Genomic DNA, 15,421 nt, shown 5'->3' with positions numbered 1-15,421 from the left:
TTTTGACGAATTTCCTGCGAAACGGGTCGCTGTTGGCCTTCGTTCTGGCGGCTGTCGTCACGCTATGCGCGGCGCTCCCGGCCTTCGCCGTCGAACCGATCAAGATTGCCCGCGACGACGTCGCGCTCGACCTGTCGCGCGCCGTCACGATCTACCCCAACCAGGGCGAAAACTTCCAGGTGTCGACCGCGCCCGGCCCCGACGGCATCGTGCGGCGCATCGAGGTCGAGGCCAATAACGCGCGCTCGAGCGGTGACTGGGCGGTGTTTGCGCTCGCCAACACCACCGACCAGCAGCTCGACCGCCTGATCGTGGCGCCGCATTTCCGGCTGGTGAATTCTGGCATCTTCTGGCCCGATCTCGGCGCTACCCGCATCGCCGCGATCACGCCCAGCGAAGGCTTTGCGCTCGACCGCCAGTCGAGCCCCGACGCCGATGTGTTCCGGGTGACGCTGAACCCGGGAACGGTGATCACCTTCATCGCCGAACTCGCCTCGCCCAAGCTGCCCCAGGTCTATCTCTGGGAGCCGGAGGCCTACAAGGACTCGGTCAATTCCTACACTCTGTTTCGCGGCATCGTCATCGGCATTGCCGGCCTGCTGGCGCTGTTCCTGACCATTCTGTTCGTGGTCAAGGGAACCTCGATGTTCCCAGCGACCGCGGCCCTCGCCTGGGCAGTGCTTGCCTATATCTGCGTCGATTTCGGCTTTCTGAACAAGATCATAGAGATATCGCCCGGCAATGAGCAGATGTGGCGAGCGGGAACGGAGGTGGCGCTTGCGGCGACCTTCGTGGTGTTCCTGTTCGCCTATCTCAACCTCAACCGATGGCACGGCCATTTCAGCTATGGCGCGGTGGTCTGGATCCTCGGCCTGGTGCTGATCGCGGGTGTCGCCATCGTCGATCCGGCCGTCGCTGCCGGCATCGCCCGGCTGTCCTTCGCCGCCACCGCGCTAACCGGGCTCGGCCTGATCATCCTGCTCGGTATCCGTGGCTATGATCGAGCTATCATGCTGGTGCCCAGTTGGGTGATGGTGCTGCTCTGGCTATGCGGATCGTGGATGGCGATCACCGGCATGCTCGACAACGACATCGCCCAGCCGGCTCTGGGCGGCGGGCTGATCCTGATCATCCTTCTGATCGGCTTCACCGTCATGCAGCATGCCTTTGCCGGCGGCGCTCTGCATCAAGGCCTGTTCTCCGATCTCGAGCGCCAGGCGCTGGCGGTGGCCGGCTCCGGCGACACGGTGTGGGACTGGGACGTTCTGCGCGACCGCGTCGTCACCAAGCCCGATGTCAGCATTCAGCTTGGTCTCGCGCCCAACAGCCTGGGGGGTGCTGCCCGCAACTGGCTGCCGGTGCTGCATGCCGACGACCGCGATACCTTCCGCACCACGCTCGACGTGGTGCTCGAACACCGGCGCGGCCGGGTGTCGCAGAATTTCCGCCTGCGCGGCGCCGACGGGCACTACCACTGGTTCTTGCTGAGGGCGCGGCCGGTGATCGGCTCGGACGGCGAAGTGATTCGCTGCGTCGGCACCATGGTTGACGTCACCGAGCAGAAAAAGTCCGAGGAAAGGCTGCTGCACGACGCAGTTCACGATAATCTGACCGGGCTGCCCAACCGCGAACTTCTGATGAACCGGCTGGAAGCCATCATCTCGATCGCGCGCACCGAAGAAAAGGTGCGCCCGACCGTCTTCGTCATCGACATCGACCGGTTCAAGCAGGTCAATGACGGGCTCGGCATCTCGGCCGGCGACACCATCCTGCTCACGATTGCGCGCCGCCTGCACCGGCTGCTGAAGCCGAAGGATTCGCTGTCGCGCTTTGCCGGCGACCAGTTTGCGCTGATGCTGCTGTCCGAACAGGACCCTGCCCGCATCGCTGCGGTGGCGGACGCCATCAAGCACGCCATCAACAACCCGATCACCTTCGCCAAGCGCGAGATCGTGCTGACTGCCTCGATCGGCCTGATCACCTGGACTTCGGCGCAGACTTCGGCCGAGGACATGGTCAAGGATGCCGAGCTTGCCATGCACCAGGCCAAGCGCTTCGGCGGCGACAGGATCGAGCCTTTCCGGCCGGCGTTCCGCACCGTCGGCACCGACCGTCTGCAATTCGAATCCGATCTGCGCCGCGCCATCGAGCGGCGCGAGTTCACCCTTGCCTACCAGCCGATCGTGCGGCTGGAGGATGGCAGCATTGCCGGCTTCGAGGCGCTGCTGCGCTGGGACCATCCGCGCCGCGGCATGATCCCGCCGGGCGATTTCATTCCGGTCGCCGAAAGCTGCGGTCTGATCGTACAGCTCGGCCTGTTTGCCATGCAGCAGGCGGCCGAGGACCTCGCCGGCTGGCAAAAGCAGATCGGCGACACGCCGCTATCGGTGTCGGTCAACCTGTCCAGCCGCCAGCTGATCCGCCGCGACCTGGTCAGCGATGTCCGCTCGGTCATCGCGCGGGCCAATCTGAAGCCGCGCTGCTTCAGGCTCGAACTCACCGAATCGCTGGTGATGGACAATCCCGAGCAGACCTCGCATGTGCTGACCAAGCTGAAGCAGCTCGGCATCGGCCTGTCGCTCGACGATTTCGGCACCGGCTACTCGTCGCTCGCCTATCTGACGCGCTTCCCCTTCGACACCATCAAGATCGACAAGAGCTTCGTCGACGACGCGACGCCGAAGCGTGCGGTGCTGCTCAAATCCATGGTCAACATGGCGCATGAGCTCGGCCTGTCGGTGGTGGCCGAGGGTATTTCCGACGAAAGCGATGCGCTGGAACTGCGCCAGATGGGCTGCGAATACGTGCAGAGCTTCATGTTCGGCGCCCCGATGCCGGGTGACCAGGTGCTGAAAGCGCTGAAAGAGCAATACCCGATGACCCAGGCTTAGAGGCCGTTTGGCCTCTGGGTCAGCTGATAGGTCAGGCGTGCCCCGCCGCCAGGCTCAAATGCGCGAGGTCGATGCCGATAGTGGCCAGGATACGGTCGTATTTGCGTTCGATGTCGGTGTCGAACAGAAGTTCTGGCGTCGCCGGGCAGGTCAGCCAGCCATTCTCGGCAATCTCTGTTTCCAGCTGGCCGGCGCCCCAGCCGGAATAGCCGAGCGCCATCAGCGCGCGCCGCGGGCCGCGACCGGACGAGATGGCGCGCAAGATGTCGACGGTCGCGGTGAGGCAGATATCATCGGAGACGGTGAGCGAGGATTCCACCCGGTAGTCGCCGGAGTGCAGGACGAAACCGCGGCTGCGATCGACCGGGCCGCCATTGCGCACGACGAAGTCGCGGGCCTGCGCCGGCAGCCTGATCGCCTCCTGCTCGTTCATGATGCCGAGCTGCACCAGAAGATCGGGAAACAGCATCTGCTGCGTCTGGTTGATGATCAGGCCCATCGCGCCTTCGTCGCTGTGCGCGCAGATGTAGATGACCGAGCGCGTGAAGCGGTCGTCCTTCATGCCGGGCATGGCAATCAGGAACTGGTCATCAAGAAAGCCGCGTCCGCCGGCCGTCTTCTTGTGGCGCAACAAGTCCATGGAGGGAGCGTAACGCGTTTCCGGGACGCCGAAAAGATGCGCCGTGCGCGATTCGCCCAAAGCCCAATAGCTGGAGCAACGGATTCCCGATTGCCAACTTAATCCGGCTGATCGCTTGAACTCGACTGTTCCTCGCCCGAAAGTCACGCAAATATGATACGCAGAGCGCCATGAAAACATTGCGCGGCCATGAACTGACGATCAAATCACCGCCATGCAAAGCTTGAAAATCCTGCTGCTCGGCGCCGCCATCGGATGCGGAGCAGCTCTTCCCGCCGCGGCTTCCTCTTCGGACTGGTACAACAGCGAAGGCGGCAAGGTACGGCTGGTGACATCAGGCAAGGCCGACGACGCCGGGCGCATCCATGGCGTGCTCGACATTGCGCTCAAGCCCGGCTGGAAAACTTACTGGCGCGATCCGGGCGACGCCGGCGTGCCACCGCAGATCGACGTGTCGGCCAGCACCAACATCACCGCTGCGGCGTTTTCCTTCCCGCCGCCGCAGCGTCATGACGACGGCTATGGCAAGTGGGCCGGCTACAACCATTCGGTTTCGCTGCCGGTGACGTTCACCCTGTCCTCGCCTGGGGATGCGGCCGTCATCGATGCCGACATCTTTCTCGGCATCTGCGAGACGATCTGCATTCCGGTGCAGACGCGGCTGAGCGTCGATCCCGCCGCCGATCCCGACAATGCCGAGGATGCGGCCCTGGTGAAGGCGGCCCTTGCCACCTTGCCCGCCCCAGCCAAGGCCGATTTCGGCATCAAGGTCCTGCCCGGCAACCACGAGACGCTGATCGTCGAGGCGACCTTTCCCGGCGATCCGGAGGCGGCGGATTTCTTCGTCGCCGGCGAACGCGATTACATGTTCGGGGCGCCTGCGCGCAGCGAAAAGGACGGCCGTCTGGTGTTCACCATACCGATCCTCGACCGGCCGTCGACGACACCGACCGATGGCGGGTTGTATTACACGCTGACAAGTGCGGAAGGCGCGGTCGAGGGCGTTTTGCCTTTCCCCTGATACGGACCCGATCCAGGCTTTCCCTTGATCCAGACCTTGTCGGCGGTTGCGGGAGATGCCTGATTTCGCTATCGCAAGAAACCTTCCCTGCTTTCACACGAGGACCATCATGACGATTGCCGTTGGCGACAAACTACCCGATGCGACCTTCAAGGAAATGACCGCCGACGGCGCCAAGGTGATCACCTCGGCCGAGATTTTTGCGGGCAAGAAGGTGGTGCTGTTCGGCGTTCCCGGCGCCTTCACCCCGACCTGCAGCAACAACCATCTGCCGGGCTATCTCGAGAACCACGACGCCATCCTGGCGCGCGGCGTCGACACCATCGCCGTCGTCTCGGTCAACGACGTCCACGTCATGGGAGCCTGGGCGAATTTCACCGGCGGTCAAGGCAAGATCCTCTATCTGGCGGACGGGACTGGCGACTTCGCCAAGTCGGTCGGCCTCGATTTCGTAAGCAACGATATGGGGCTACGCGCGAGACGCTTTTCGATGATCGTCGACAACGGCAAGGTCACCGCGCTCAATGTCGAGACCAAGCCCGGTGTAGACACATCCGGTGCCGCTCACATTCTGAGCCAGCTCTAAATGGCGGTGGCCGCGTCGGATCATGGAGGCCATGACCTGACCACAGCGCGCTGCCGGATTGCCTGCTTTTGGGGGATATCGACAATGTTTGACATCATCTGGCGCAGTGTTGCGATCGGCATCGGCGCCACGGTGCTGATGGACCTCTGGGCGATGTTCCTGCATCTGGCGTTCGGCCAGCCGCGGCCGAACTGGGGGCCGCCCGGCCGCTGGGTCTGGCACCTCAAGGATGGCAAGGTCTTCCACGATGATATCGCCAAGGCCGCGCCCTATGCGCACGAGCATGCGCTGGGCTGGGTCTTCCATTACTTCACCGGCATCGTCTACGGCGTCATCCTGGTGGCGCTGGTGGGCAAGGCGTGGCTGGACGCACCGACCTTCCTGCCGGCCTTCATCCTCGGCATGGTCACCATCGGCGCCGGCTGGTTCCTGCTGGCGCCCGGAATGGGCGCCGGCTGGGCGGCTTCAAAGCGCCCCAACCCGATGCAGATCCGCGCGTTCAACGTGGTCTCGCACACGGTGTTCGCACTCGGCCTCTATGGGACTGCCCTGGTGATCCGCTGAGGACAGGTGCTATTCGCTGATCGCGCGCGGCTTCATCGCGGCTACGGTGTCGATGATCTCCTGACGCAGCGCGTCTTTCTCCGCCTCGAACTGCTCCCGCGTGATGCCGCGACCGCCGGTGGCGGTGACGCCGAATTCCTCCAGTGCGGATTCATAGCGCGCCTTCCATCGCCCCACATGCCCGGTCATTGCCTGGGTTAGCGCCGGTACCGAACCCGGATGTGCCGGCAGGCCGCATGATTGCGTGGTCCGCGCATCCGCCGCCAGCATCACGACATTCCAGTCGTCGAAACCGACGAGATCCATCTGGGCATAGAGGAAGGCGCCATGTTCGCCGTCCCAGATCGACTGGTCGATGACCAAAAAGGGCGCGGCACGGCAATAGCCGTTGCGTGCCGCCATCTCGGCGTTGAAGGCCTCGGTGCGCTGCTGAAGCCGGGATCTCGCCGCGGCGAAAAGGGCGATGTAATCATCCGCCGTGCGCATGATATTGCGCTGGTCGTCCGGTGCGAAGCCGGCCTCACGCAGGAAGGAACCGATCTTCGGATCGTCCCAGAGCTCTTTTGAGAAAACGCGCGTCACGCCGTCGGCATCCGGCGTCGGACGCATCATTTTCTTGAGATCGGCAAAGCTGTGCTGCTGCTTGCCGAAAGTCCTGTGCCCGAACATCGCCGCGCCTCATCGCCAGGATCGATTGCGCCGTTCTATCACCCAGGGATGAAATCGACTTTAAGCCAATGCCTAGAATTGCTGGCTTCCGGCCATCAATTACCGTGGCGCGGCTTGTCTATCGGCCACCATCCGTGGACGACGCGACGTATGCCGACATCGTAGGCGAAGTAGTTGCCGCCGCCGGCCGGCTGGTCCGCCTCGCGGCTGATTTCGCGACCACTGAGCGAAAGCAGCAGCAGGGTTCCGACGCCGCCATGGCCGACGAAGGCAATATCGCCACTGCCGGCGGTGCCGAGCACCGTTTCGACCTCGCTGACAATGCGCTGCTGGGCATCGATGGCCCGTTCCCAGCCGCGAATGCTTTTGTGCGGACTGGCGAAGAACTGGTCGGCGACCGCTTCGAACTCCGGCGGCGGCAGGAAGCCAGTTGCCGACCGGTCGTTCTCATGCATGCGTTCGCGCAGCTCGACCGTGAGGCCGAGATGCCTGGCCAGTATCTCAGCGGTTTCGATCGCCTTGCGCTCGGTCGACGAGACGACGCGCCGGATTGGGCCGACCCATGGTTGGTCGAGCATGGCTGATGCCCGCGCCCGTCCGATCTCGGACAGCCCCCATTCCGGCACCGGAACGTTGGCATCGATCTGAACCTGGGGATGGGTGATGTAGTACGCAATCGGCACGGGTGAGATCTTCCTGCCGGGAAGCCTGAACTCAATAGCTCTGGGTCGAGCGCCGTGCTCTTGGGGCCGCCGGCTGCGTCGCCGGCGCGGCCGGCTTCAGCGCCGCCGCGGGCTTCGGCGTTGCAGATGCGGCCGAGCCCTTCTTGAACGGCGCCATGCCTTCCCTTGCGAGTTCGTCGGCGCGTTCGTTCTCGGTGTGGCCGGCATGGCCCTTGACCCAGTTCCAGGTCACCTTGTGGCGCCTGTTGGCCTCGTCCAGCGCTTGCCACAGCTCACCGTTCTTGACCGGCTTCTTGTCGGCGGTCTTCCAGCCATTTTTCTTCCAGCCATGGATCCATTTGGAAATGCCGTCCATGACGTATTTGCTGTCGGTGTGAAGCTCGACGGCGCATGGCTCCTTAAGCGCGTTCAGCGCAGAGATGGCGGCGAGCAGCTCCATGCGATTGTTGGTCGTCTCGGCCTCGCCGCCCGACAATTCCTTGGTCTTGCCGTTGAAGCGCAGGATGGCGCCCCAGCCGCCGGGACCTGGATTGCCCGAGCAGGCGCCGTCGGTGAAGATTTCAACCTGCTTGGTCATGTCAGTCCGTATTCCGAAGGAGACCTGATCGCGCGATGGAAGCGCATGCGGCGGATATATTCGGTCGGATCGCGCTTCATGACCAGCCCGCCATCGGGAACGGTCAGCCAGTCATAGAGCCGGGTCAGCATGAAGCGCAGAGCCGAGCCTCGCGCCAGCATCGGCAGCGCCGCCTTCTCGGCAGTGCCCAAGGGCCGCACGCTCTGATAGCCGGCCAGCAGCGCCGTGCCCTTGGTCAGATTGAAGGAGAAATCCTTCTCGAAACACCAGGCGTTGAGGCAGGTGGCGACGTCATAGGCGTAGAGGTCGTTGCAGGCGAAATAGAAGTCGATGAGTCCAGACAGTTTCTCGCCGAGGAAGAAGACATTGTCGGGGAACAGATCGGCATGGATGATGCCGGCAGGCAGGCCCTGCGGCCAATGACGTTCGAAATCGGCGAAATCGGCGTCGACCTCGGCAGCCAGTCCCGGCTCGATCTCATCGGCGCGGTCGCGCGAGGCGTTCCAGAGCTTGCGCCAGCCATCGATCGCGAGCGCGTTGTCGCGGGTCATCGCAAAGTCCCGGCCGGCGAGATGCAGGGCGGCCAGCGCCTTGCCGACCTCTGCACAATGCGCCGCTGTCGGCCGCCGCAGCGACAGGCCTTCGAGGAAAGTGATGATGACCGCGGGACGGCCGGCCAGCGTGCCGATGACAGTGCCGTCATGCGCGGTCACCGGCAGCGGACAGGAAATGCCTTTGCGGGCGAGATGGCCCATCAGGCCGAGGAAGAACGGCAGGTCGGCCTTGTCGACGCGCTTTTCGTAGAGCGTGAGGATGTAGGCGCCGCTGGAGGTGTGCAGCAAAAAGTTCGAATTCTCGGTGCCTTCGGCAATGCCCTTGTAGGACAAGAGTTCGCCGACCGGATAAGCCTCCAGGAACGCGCCGAGTTCGCCCTCGTTGACATCGGTGTAGACCGCCATGTTCTGTTCACGCGGCTCCGTTGACGAAGGCCATGTCGGCCCGCGTCAGTTCGACATCGCGCAGAACCCGCATGACTGGAAAATCCTCCGTTTCGGTCGCCGTGATCGCGAGATCGATGGTCACCTCGAAGCGCTGTCGGAAAGCATCGATGATCTCGTCGACGATGATCTCCGGCGCCGACGCGCCGGCCGACAGGCCGAGCGTCGAAATGTCTGTGATGTCATTCCACGGAATTTCGGAGGCGCGCTGTACGAGAAGCGACATGGTGGCGCCTGCGCGCTCCGCCACTTCGACAAGACGGCGCGAATTGGAGGAATTGGGCGCACCAACGATCAGATAGAGATCGGCGCCGGCGGCGGTTTCCTTGACCGCTTCCTGGCGGTTGGTGGTGGCGTAGCAGATCGATTCGGCGGCCGGCGCATACAATTGCGGGAAGCGCTCCTGCAGCACGCGCAGAATGCCGGCGGTGTCCTCGACCGACAGCGTCGTCTGGCTGACAAAGCCGAGCGCTTCGGGGTCGGCTGGGGCAAAGGTCGCGGCGTCTGCCTCGGTCTCGATCAGCGTGACGGCGCCTTCCGGCAACTGGCCCATGGTGCCGATCACTTCGGGGTGCCCGGCATGGCCGATCAAGAGCACATGGCGGCCGAGCCGCTGGTGGCGCATCGCCTGCTTGTGCACCTTCGAGACCAGCGGACAGGTGGCGTCGAGATAGAAGAGTTCGCGCGCCTGGGCGTCGGCCGGCACCGATTTCGGCACGCCGTGGGCCGAAAACACCACCGGCGACTTGCGATGCTCGGCCGGGATCTCCGAGAGTTCCTCGATGAACACCGCGCCAAGGCTTTGCAGGCCTTCGACGACATAGCGGTTGTGCACGATCTCGTGGCGGACATAGACCGGCTTTCCGTATTTCTTCAACGCCAGCACGACGATCTGGATGGCGCGGTCGACGCCGGCGCAAAAGCCGCGCGGCTGGCAGAGCCGGATCGTCAGAGGAGGCTTGGTCTTAGTGTGAAGCATTACATTGGGCCGGTTGTTCAGAGGCGAAATGAGGTGTGCACCCCCGCCCTGTCAAGGGCAGCTGACATCATTCAGGCTTCACTGGGCGGCGCAGCCTGATGATCAGAACCGCGGCAAGGGCGGCGGCCAGGCCATACCAGGTGAAGGCATATTGCAAATGAGAGTTCGGCAGATCGATGATGGTGACGCCGCCGACCGGCAGCCCACCGGGGTTCGGCGACTTGTCGGCGTCGATGAAGATCGGCACCAGCACGGCGCCAGCCGGCAGGCCGGCGCTCGCCGCCATCGCATCGCGGTCCTTCCAGTAGAAGATGTTCTTGGCCACGTCATTGTCGGGCAGCATCGTCGACGGCTTGGCCAGCAGCGGGTTGCGCGCCAGCCCCGTGACCGTCACCTTGCCCGTCACCTGCCCTCGCGGGCGCTTGGCGGCATCCTCGAGGTCATAGGGAACGAAGCCGCGGTTGATCAGCACGAAACGGCCATCGTCGAGCGCCAGCGGTGTGTAGACATTGAAGCCGGCGTCACCGTCCCAAGTCGCGTAGAAATGCCGCTCACCGGAATGCAGGAAGGTGCCGCTGACGGTGACCGGCGTGTAGTCGACATCACCGGTGGCGGCGAATTCCTTCTCGACGTCCGCCAGCGGCCGTGGTGCTGAGTGGGTGCGCTGGTCGATGGTCGCCAGCAGGCCTTCCTTCCAGTACAGGCGCTGCACCTGCCAGGTGCCAAGCCCAAGCAGGATGACGAACAGCACCAGGCCGAGGCCGAGAAGCAACGCCGTCTTCGGCCGCGAACGGCCGGTGGCTTTCGCCAACGCATCGCTCATTGCTCGTGGTCCAGCCGGCCTTCAGCCGCCTTGTTGGTGTATTGCAGCGTCAGCAGCACGCCTTTGATCAACCTCAGCGCCGTCAGGCACAGCGCCACCGCCAGCGGTATCCAGATGATGAAATGCAGCCAGAGCGGCGGGCTCAGCGTCACTTCCACCCACAGCGCCAGCCCCACGATGATGAAGCCGATGATCAGGATGACGAACACCGCCGGACCGTCGCCGGCATCGGCGTAGGAATAGTCGAGACCGCAATTCATGCAGCGCTTGCCGACGGTCAGGAAGCCGGAGAACAGCCGCCCTTCGCCGCAACGCGGACACCGGCCGTGCAGGCCGGCCGAGATCGGCTCGATGGGTGGCCAGATCGCCCTATCTTCACTCATGGATAGCGTCTTCGGTCATGTTCTACGGCTCGATTTCGATCGGCGTTGCATCCGGCACCATAGTCCAGATTTCATCCGTGTCGGAGTTCGTAACCCCAATGCAGCCATCGGTCCAGTCGACCAATTGAAGCAGCCAGCCCCACCAGCCGAAGCCGTTGGGCTGGCCATGGATGGGCGCCAAAAAAGAAAGGCGGCCGCATTGCCACGGCCGCCTCTCCTATTCGTTTGGGGGTTGATTCCCCGATGAAAGCCGTCAGTGGCCTTCGATCAGCGCGCCGGTCGATCCCCAGACATAGATCGCGCTGAACAGGAACAGCCAGACCACGTCGACGAAGTGCCAGTACCAGGCAGCGGCCTCGAAGCCGAAATGCTGCTTCGGTGTGAAGTCGCCCTTCATAGCGCGGATCAGGCAGACCAGCAGGAAGATGGTGCCGATGATCACATGGAAGCCGTGGAAGCCGGTCGCCATGAAGAAGGTGGCGCCATAGATGGAATCCTTGAAGCCGAACGGCGCGTGTATGTACTCATAGGCCTGCACCATGGTGAACAGCATGCCGAGGCCGACGGTCAGCACCAGGCCGTTGATCAGCCCCTTGCGGTCGCCGTGGATGAGCGAGTGGTGCGCCCAGGTCACCGTGGTGCCCGACAAAAGCAGGATGATGGTGTTGTAAAGCGGCAGATGGAAGGGATCGAGGACTTCGAGACCCTTCGGCGGCCAGACGCCGCCGGTGAAGGCGGTGCGGGCATATTGCTGCGCCTCGCCCGGAAACAGGCTGGCATCGAAATAGGCCCAGAACCAGGCGACGAAGAACATCACTTCCGAAGCGATGAACATGATCATGCCGTAGCGCAGATGCAGCGACACGACGCGCGTGTGGTGGCCCTCATGCGCTTCCTTGATCGTGTCCGACCACCAGGCGAACATGGTGTAGAGGACAATGACCAGCCCGATGAAGAACAGCCACGGATTGGCGATGTTGTGGCCGAAGATCGGGAAGTCGCCGTTCTTGAGATACTGCATCAGGGCGACGCCGCCGACGGCGGTGACCAGCGCGCCGATGGAGCCCAGGAAGGGCCACGGGCTCGGGTTGACGAGATGGTAGTCGTGTTGTGGTTTTGCGTGCGCGTCTGCCATATCAACCCCCGAGATTTGCTTCGGTATCTGAAATTTTGCTGCTGTTGGCCGGTGCCGACGAGGCAACCGGTTTGTTCTTTTCGACCGGGAACATGGTGTAGGACAGGGTGATCGTCTTCAAGTCCTTCAGTTCCGGCACGTTGACGATGTCTGGATCCACATAGAACACGACCGGCATATCGAGCGTCTCGCCGGGCTTCAGTGTCGTGTCGGTGAAGCAGAAACACTCGACCTTGTTGAAGTACGGGCCTGCCAGTTCCGGCTGGACGTTGAAGGTTGCGCGGCCGGTGACGGCGCGGTCGAATTTGTTGGTGGCGCTGTAATGCGCCTGCGTCGTCTCGCCGATCTTGATAGTGACCGAGCGGGCGACCGGCTGGAACTGCCAAGGAATGCCATTGGTGTTGGCGTCGAAGCGTACGGTGATGTCGCGGTCGAGGATGCGGCCGGCATATTGCTTCTCGGCGCGCTGCGTGGTGCCGCCATAACCGGTAGCCTGGCAGAACATCTTGTAAAGCGGCACCGCGGCGTAGGCCATGCCGATCATGCCGCCGAAGAAGGCGACGCAGACGGCGGCGACGACGCGGTTGGTGTTGTTCTTTTTCGGGTCGGTCATGGTCTGACGGGTCATCATCGGCCTCACATCGATCCGCTATGGCCGAATTTGACGATCGTGATGACGTAGAAGACGACAACCAGCGCCGCCAGCGCCAGGCCGATGGCGGCCGAACGGTTGCGGCGGGCTTCCTGCTGGCGCTCGGTCAGCGTGACCAGTTCAAGCTTCTTGTCGACCATGGTCATGCTCCGCCGATGGCCAAAGCGCGACCGATGACACAGTCGGCGAGGTAGATAGCGAAGATGGCGAAGAGGTAGAGCAAGGAATAGGCAAACAGCGCCTTGGCCGGCTTCATGACGCGGTCTGCGTCAGTCATACGAAGCACTTTCCAGGCGTACCAGACAAAGCCGGCGCCGAGCGCCAGCGAAGCGATGCCGTAGCCCGCAGTGGTGAAGCCGAGCACCCAGGGAAGCACGCCGATTGGCGCCAGGATCAGCGCGTAGGCGAAGATCTGGCGCCGGGTCGAGGCCTGGCCGGCAACATTCGGCATCATTGGAATGCCGGCCTTGGCGTAGTCGTCGGACTTGAACAGCGCCAGCGCCCAGAAATGCGGCGGCGTCCACAGGAAGATGATCAGGAAGAGAACGAGGCTTTCGAGGCTGACCGTTCCGGTCACCGCCGCCCAGCCGATCACAGGCGGGATGGCGCCGGCGGCACCGCCAATGACGATGTTCTGCGGCGTCGAGCGCTTCAGCCACATCGTGTAGACGACGGCGTAGAAGAAGATGGTGAAGGCGAGCAGCGCCGCCGACAGCCAGTTGATCAGCACGCCCAGCGTCATAACCGACAGCACCGACAGCACAAGGCCGAAACTCAGCGCCTCGCCGGGCAGGATGCGGCCGGAAGGAACCGGGCGGCCGGCGGTTCGGCTCATAACGGCATCGATGTCGGCGTCGTACCACATGTTCAGCGCGCCCGAGGCGCCGGCGCCAATGGCGATCGCCAGGATTGCGACCATTGCGATCAGCGGGTGAACGGTCACGGGCGCCGCCACCATGCCGACAAAGGCCGTGAACACCACCAGCGACATGACGCGCGGCTTCAGGAGGGCGAAGAAATCGCCCGCCGTGGCTTCCGAAATTCGAAAGCCCGCTTCGTCAATCAATGGGTCGTCGACCAGGGCCATGCGTACATAAGTCCAATCATTCCGTTGGCCAAAACCGCCGGCGGGCCGGCGGTTTCGTAATCAGGCTGCCTTACTTGATCTTCGGCAGATGTTCCCACTGGTGGAAGGGCGGCGGCGAAGGCAGCTGCCATTCGAGCGTCGTTGCACCCTCGCCCCATGGATTGGCGCCGGCCACCCGCTTCTTCTGGAAGGCTTCGAACACGCCGTAGAGGAAGATCACCACGCCGACGGCCGAGATATACGAACCGTAGGACGACACCATGTTCCAGCCGGCAAACGCGTCCGGATAGTCGATGGTGCGGCGCGGCATGCCGGCGAGGCCGAGGAAATGCTGCGGGAAGAAGATCAAATTGACGCCGACGAAGGTGACCCAGAAGTGGGTGTTGGCGATCACCGGCGAGTACATGTAGCCGGTCATCTTCGGGAACCAGTAGTACCAGCCAGCGAAGATGGCGAAGACCGCGCCCAGCGACAGCACATAGTGGAAGTGGGCGATGACGAAATAGGTGTCATGCAGCGAGCGGTCGAGGCCGGCATTGGCGAGTTGGACGCCGGTGACGCCGCCGACCGTGAACAGGAAGATGAAGCCGAGCGCCCACAGCATCGGCGTCTTGAACGAGATCGAGCCGCCCCACATCGTCGCGATCCAGGAGAAGATCTTCACACCTGTCGGCACGGCGATGACCATGGTGGCGAAGACGAAGTAGCGCTGCGTGTCGAGCGACAGGCCGGTCGTATACATGTGGTGCGCCCAGACGATGAAGCCGACGGCGCCGATCGCGACCATGGCGTAGGCCATGCCGAGATAGCCGAACACCGGCTTCTTCGAGAAGGTCGAGACGATATGGCTGATGATGCCGAAGCCCGGCAGGATCAGGATGTACACCTCGGGGTGACCGAAGAACCAGAACAGGTGCTGGAACAGCAGCGGGTCGCCACCGCCGTCCGGTGTGAAGAAGGTGGTGCCGAAATTGCGGTCGGTGAGCAGCATGGTGATGCCACCAGCCAGGACCGGCAGCGACAAGAGCAGCAGGAACGCGGTGATCAGCACCGACCAGGCAAACAGCGGCATCTTGTGCAGCGTCATGCCCGGCGCGCGCATGTTGAAGATGGTGGTGATGAAGTTGATGGCGCCGAGGATCGACGAGGCGCCGGCAATGTGGATCGACAGGATCGCCAGATCCATGGCCGGCCCGGGCTGGCCGGAGGTCGAAAGCGGCGGATAGAGCGTCCAGCCGCCGCCGACGCCGAAGGCGCCCGGCGCGCTCGGCATGAAGGCCGAGGCGATCAGCAGTATGAAAGCCGGCGGCAGCAGCCAGAACGAGATGTTGTTCATGCGCGGAAAGGCCATGTCAGGCGCGCCGATCATGATCGGCACCATCCAGTTGGCGAAGCCGCCGATCAGCGCCGGCATGACCATGAAGAAGATCATGATCAGAGCGTGCGCGGTGCCGAAAGCGTTGTACATGCTCTTGCCGCCGTCGATGGCGGCATCGCCGTTCATGCCGTAGACCATCTGCGCCAGACCGGTGAAGATCTGGATGCCCGGCTCCTGCAACTCCATGCGAATGACGACCGAAAGCGCGCCCCCGACGATGCCCGCGAAGATCGCGAAGATCAGATAGAGCGTGCCGATGTCCTTGTGGTTGGTGGAGTACACCCACCGGACCCAGCCATGATAGGGCTTGTGGTCGTGGTCGTCGTGAGCTGCAGCTTCTGCCATGGTCGGCTCC

General features: G+C 63.3%; 17 protein-coding genes and 1 pseudogene. 4 read left to right on the top strand and 14 right to left on the bottom strand.

Features of this window, described 5'->3' with window-relative positions:
- Window positions 1–2: 2 nt before the first annotated feature.
- A complete protein-coding gene (locus ACWGTO_RS05320) occupies window positions 3–2,891 on the top strand; it encodes an EAL domain-containing protein (RefSeq protein WP_454573807.1) in 2,889 nt (962 codons plus the stop codon).
- Between the two features lie 31 nt (window positions 2,892–2,922).
- Here the strand turns inward: ACWGTO_RS05320 and ACWGTO_RS05315 are convergent, their stop codons facing one another.
- A complete protein-coding gene (locus tag ACWGTO_RS05315; RefSeq protein WP_454573806.1) occupies window positions 2,923–3,531 on the bottom strand; it encodes a YqgE/AlgH family protein in 609 nt (202 codons plus the stop codon).
- A gap of 214 nt (window positions 3,532–3,745) precedes the next feature.
- On the opposite strand from ACWGTO_RS05315, the gene ACWGTO_RS05310 reads away from it, so the two are divergent.
- From ACWGTO_RS05310 to ACWGTO_RS05300, 3 genes are all read left to right on the top strand, one after another.
- Window positions 3,746–4,552, top strand: a complete 807-nt coding sequence (locus ACWGTO_RS05310) for a protein-disulfide reductase DsbD domain-containing protein (RefSeq protein ID WP_454573805.1) — start codon at window positions 3,746–3,748, stop codon at window positions 4,550–4,552.
- Between the two features lie 109 nt (window positions 4,553–4,661).
- Window positions 4,662–5,138 (top strand): peroxiredoxin, encoded by a 477-nt coding sequence (locus ACWGTO_RS05305; RefSeq protein WP_436258883.1) that lies wholly within the window; start codon window positions 4,662–4,664, stop codon window positions 5,136–5,138.
- Window positions 5,139–5,222: 84 nt separating this feature from the next.
- On the top strand, window positions 5,223–5,702 hold the full coding sequence (locus tag ACWGTO_RS05300; RefSeq protein ID WP_454573804.1) for a DUF2938 domain-containing protein: 480 nt from the start codon (window positions 5,223–5,225) through the stop codon (window positions 5,700–5,702).
- A gap of 9 nt (window positions 5,703–5,711) precedes the next feature.
- Here ACWGTO_RS05300 and ACWGTO_RS05295 read toward each other — a convergent pair whose 3' ends face one another.
- The 13 genes and pseudogenes from ACWGTO_RS05295 to ctaD form a co-directional block, all read right to left on the bottom strand.
- Window positions 5,712–6,371 carry a hypothetical protein gene (locus ACWGTO_RS05295; protein ID WP_454573803.1) on the bottom strand — a complete coding sequence of 220 codons (660 nt, stop codon included), beginning with the start codon at window positions 6,369–6,371 and terminating at the stop codon, window positions 5,712–5,714.
- A gap of 95 nt (window positions 6,372–6,466) precedes the next feature.
- Window positions 6,467–7,054, bottom strand: coding sequence for a histidine phosphatase family protein (locus ACWGTO_RS05290; protein WP_454573802.1), 588 nt, complete (start codon window positions 7,052–7,054; stop codon window positions 6,467–6,469).
- A gap of 31 nt (window positions 7,055–7,085) precedes the next feature.
- Entirely contained in the window at window positions 7,086–7,631 is a 546-nt protein-coding gene (gene rnhA, locus ACWGTO_RS05285) for a ribonuclease HI (protein WP_454573801.1), read from the bottom strand.
- Window positions 7,628–8,590 (bottom strand): homoserine kinase, encoded by a 963-nt coding sequence (locus ACWGTO_RS05280; RefSeq protein WP_454573800.1) that lies wholly within the window; start codon window positions 8,588–8,590, stop codon window positions 7,628–7,630. The genes rnhA and ACWGTO_RS05280 overlap by 4 nt, the downstream gene beginning before the upstream one ends.
- Window positions 8,591–8,597: 7 nt before the next feature.
- A complete protein-coding gene (gene ispH, locus ACWGTO_RS05275) occupies window positions 8,598–9,608 on the bottom strand; it encodes a 4-hydroxy-3-methylbut-2-enyl diphosphate reductase (RefSeq protein WP_454573799.1) in 1,011 nt (336 codons plus the stop codon).
- Between the two features lie 67 nt (window positions 9,609–9,675).
- Window positions 9,676–10,431: an SURF1 family protein gene (locus ACWGTO_RS05270; RefSeq protein WP_454573798.1), complete on the bottom strand. Its 756-nt coding sequence runs from the start codon at window positions 10,429–10,431 to the stop codon at window positions 9,676–9,678.
- On the bottom strand, window positions 10,428–10,814 hold the full coding sequence (locus ACWGTO_RS05265) for a DUF983 domain-containing protein (RefSeq protein WP_112563894.1): 387 nt from the start codon (window positions 10,812–10,814) through the stop codon (window positions 10,428–10,430). The genes ACWGTO_RS05270 and ACWGTO_RS05265 overlap by 4 nt, the downstream gene beginning before the upstream one ends.
- A gap of 22 nt (window positions 10,815–10,836) precedes the next feature.
- A pseudogene (locus ACWGTO_RS05260) lies at window positions 10,837–10,986 on the bottom strand (L,D-transpeptidase family protein); the annotation flags it as partial.
- A gap of 81 nt (window positions 10,987–11,067) precedes the next feature.
- On the bottom strand, window positions 11,068–11,949 hold the full coding sequence (locus tag ACWGTO_RS05255; RefSeq protein ID WP_454573797.1) for a cytochrome c oxidase subunit 3: 882 nt from the start codon (window positions 11,947–11,949) through the stop codon (window positions 11,068–11,070).
- A 1-nt stretch (window position 11,950) separates the two neighbouring features.
- On the bottom strand, window positions 11,951–12,577 hold the full coding sequence (locus tag ACWGTO_RS05250; RefSeq protein ID WP_454573796.1) for a cytochrome c oxidase assembly protein: 627 nt from the start codon (window positions 12,575–12,577) through the stop codon (window positions 11,951–11,953).
- Window positions 12,578–12,585: 8 nt separating this feature from the next.
- Window positions 12,586–12,741, bottom strand: coding sequence for a hypothetical protein (locus tag ACWGTO_RS05245; protein WP_454573983.1), 156 nt, complete (start codon window positions 12,739–12,741; stop codon window positions 12,586–12,588).
- Between the two features lie 2 nt (window positions 12,742–12,743).
- Window positions 12,744–13,688: a heme o synthase gene (locus tag ACWGTO_RS05240; RefSeq protein ID WP_454573795.1), complete on the bottom strand. Its 945-nt coding sequence runs from the start codon at window positions 13,686–13,688 to the stop codon at window positions 12,744–12,746.
- Window positions 13,689–13,758: 70 nt separating this feature from the next.
- The gene (ctaD, locus tag ACWGTO_RS05235; protein ID WP_454573794.1) at window positions 13,759–15,411 is read right to left on the bottom strand and encodes a cytochrome c oxidase subunit I; all 1,653 of its coding nucleotides are present in this window, start codon (window positions 15,409–15,411) and stop codon (window positions 13,759–13,761) included.
- Window positions 15,412–15,421 lie beyond the last annotated feature (10 nt).

This window comes from Mesorhizobium sp. PL10 (assembly GCF_053714315.1).
This window is presented reverse-complemented; position numbering and strand designations above follow the sequence as displayed.

Excerpts from the sequence above, each read along its gene's own strand:
- ACWGTO_RS05240 (WP_454573795.1), bottom strand. The coding sequence starts at position 13,688 with ATGGCCCTGGTCGACGACCCATTGATTGACGAAGCGGGCTTTCGAATT.
- ACWGTO_RS05265 (WP_112563894.1), bottom strand. The coding sequence starts at position 10,814 with ATGAGTGAAGATAGGGCGATCTGGCCACCCATCGAGCCGATCTCGGCC.
- ACWGTO_RS05280 (WP_454573800.1), bottom strand. The coding sequence starts at position 8,590 with ATGGCGGTCTACACCGATGTCAACGAGGGCGAACTCGGCGCGTTCCTG.
- ACWGTO_RS05250 (WP_454573796.1), bottom strand. The coding sequence starts at position 12,577 with ATGACCCGTCAGACCATGACCGACCCGAAAAAGAACAACACCAACCGC.
- ACWGTO_RS05305 (WP_436258883.1), top strand. The coding sequence starts at position 4,662 with ATGACGATTGCCGTTGGCGACAAACTACCCGATGCGACCTTCAAGGAA.
- ACWGTO_RS05300 (WP_454573804.1), top strand. The coding sequence starts at position 5,223 with ATGTTTGACATCATCTGGCGCAGTGTTGCGATCGGCATCGGCGCCACG.
- ctaD (WP_454573794.1), bottom strand. The coding sequence starts at position 15,411 with ATGGCAGAAGCTGCAGCTCACGACGACCACGACCACAAGCCCTATCAT.
- ACWGTO_RS05245 (WP_454573983.1), bottom strand. The coding sequence starts at position 12,741 with ATGGTCGACAAGAAGCTTGAACTGGTCACGCTGACCGAGCGCCAGCAG.
- rnhA (WP_454573801.1), bottom strand. The coding sequence starts at position 7,631 with ATGACCAAGCAGGTTGAAATCTTCACCGACGGCGCCTGCTCGGGCAAT.
- ispH (WP_454573799.1), bottom strand. The coding sequence starts at position 9,608 with ATGCTTCACACTAAGACCAAGCCTCCTCTGACGATCCGGCTCTGCCAG.
- ACWGTO_RS05310 (WP_454573805.1), top strand. The coding sequence starts at position 3,746 with ATGCAAAGCTTGAAAATCCTGCTGCTCGGCGCCGCCATCGGATGCGGA.
- ACWGTO_RS05255 (WP_454573797.1), bottom strand. The coding sequence starts at position 11,949 with ATGGCAGACGCGCACGCAAAACCACAACACGACTACCATCTCGTCAAC.
- ACWGTO_RS05295 (WP_454573803.1), bottom strand. The coding sequence starts at position 6,371 with ATGTTCGGGCACAGGACTTTCGGCAAGCAGCAGCACAGCTTTGCCGAT.
- ACWGTO_RS05270 (WP_454573798.1), bottom strand. The coding sequence starts at position 10,431 with ATGAGCGATGCGTTGGCGAAAGCCACCGGCCGTTCGCGGCCGAAGACG.
- ACWGTO_RS05315 (WP_454573806.1), bottom strand. The coding sequence starts at position 3,531 with ATGGACTTGTTGCGCCACAAGAAGACGGCCGGCGGACGCGGCTTTCTT.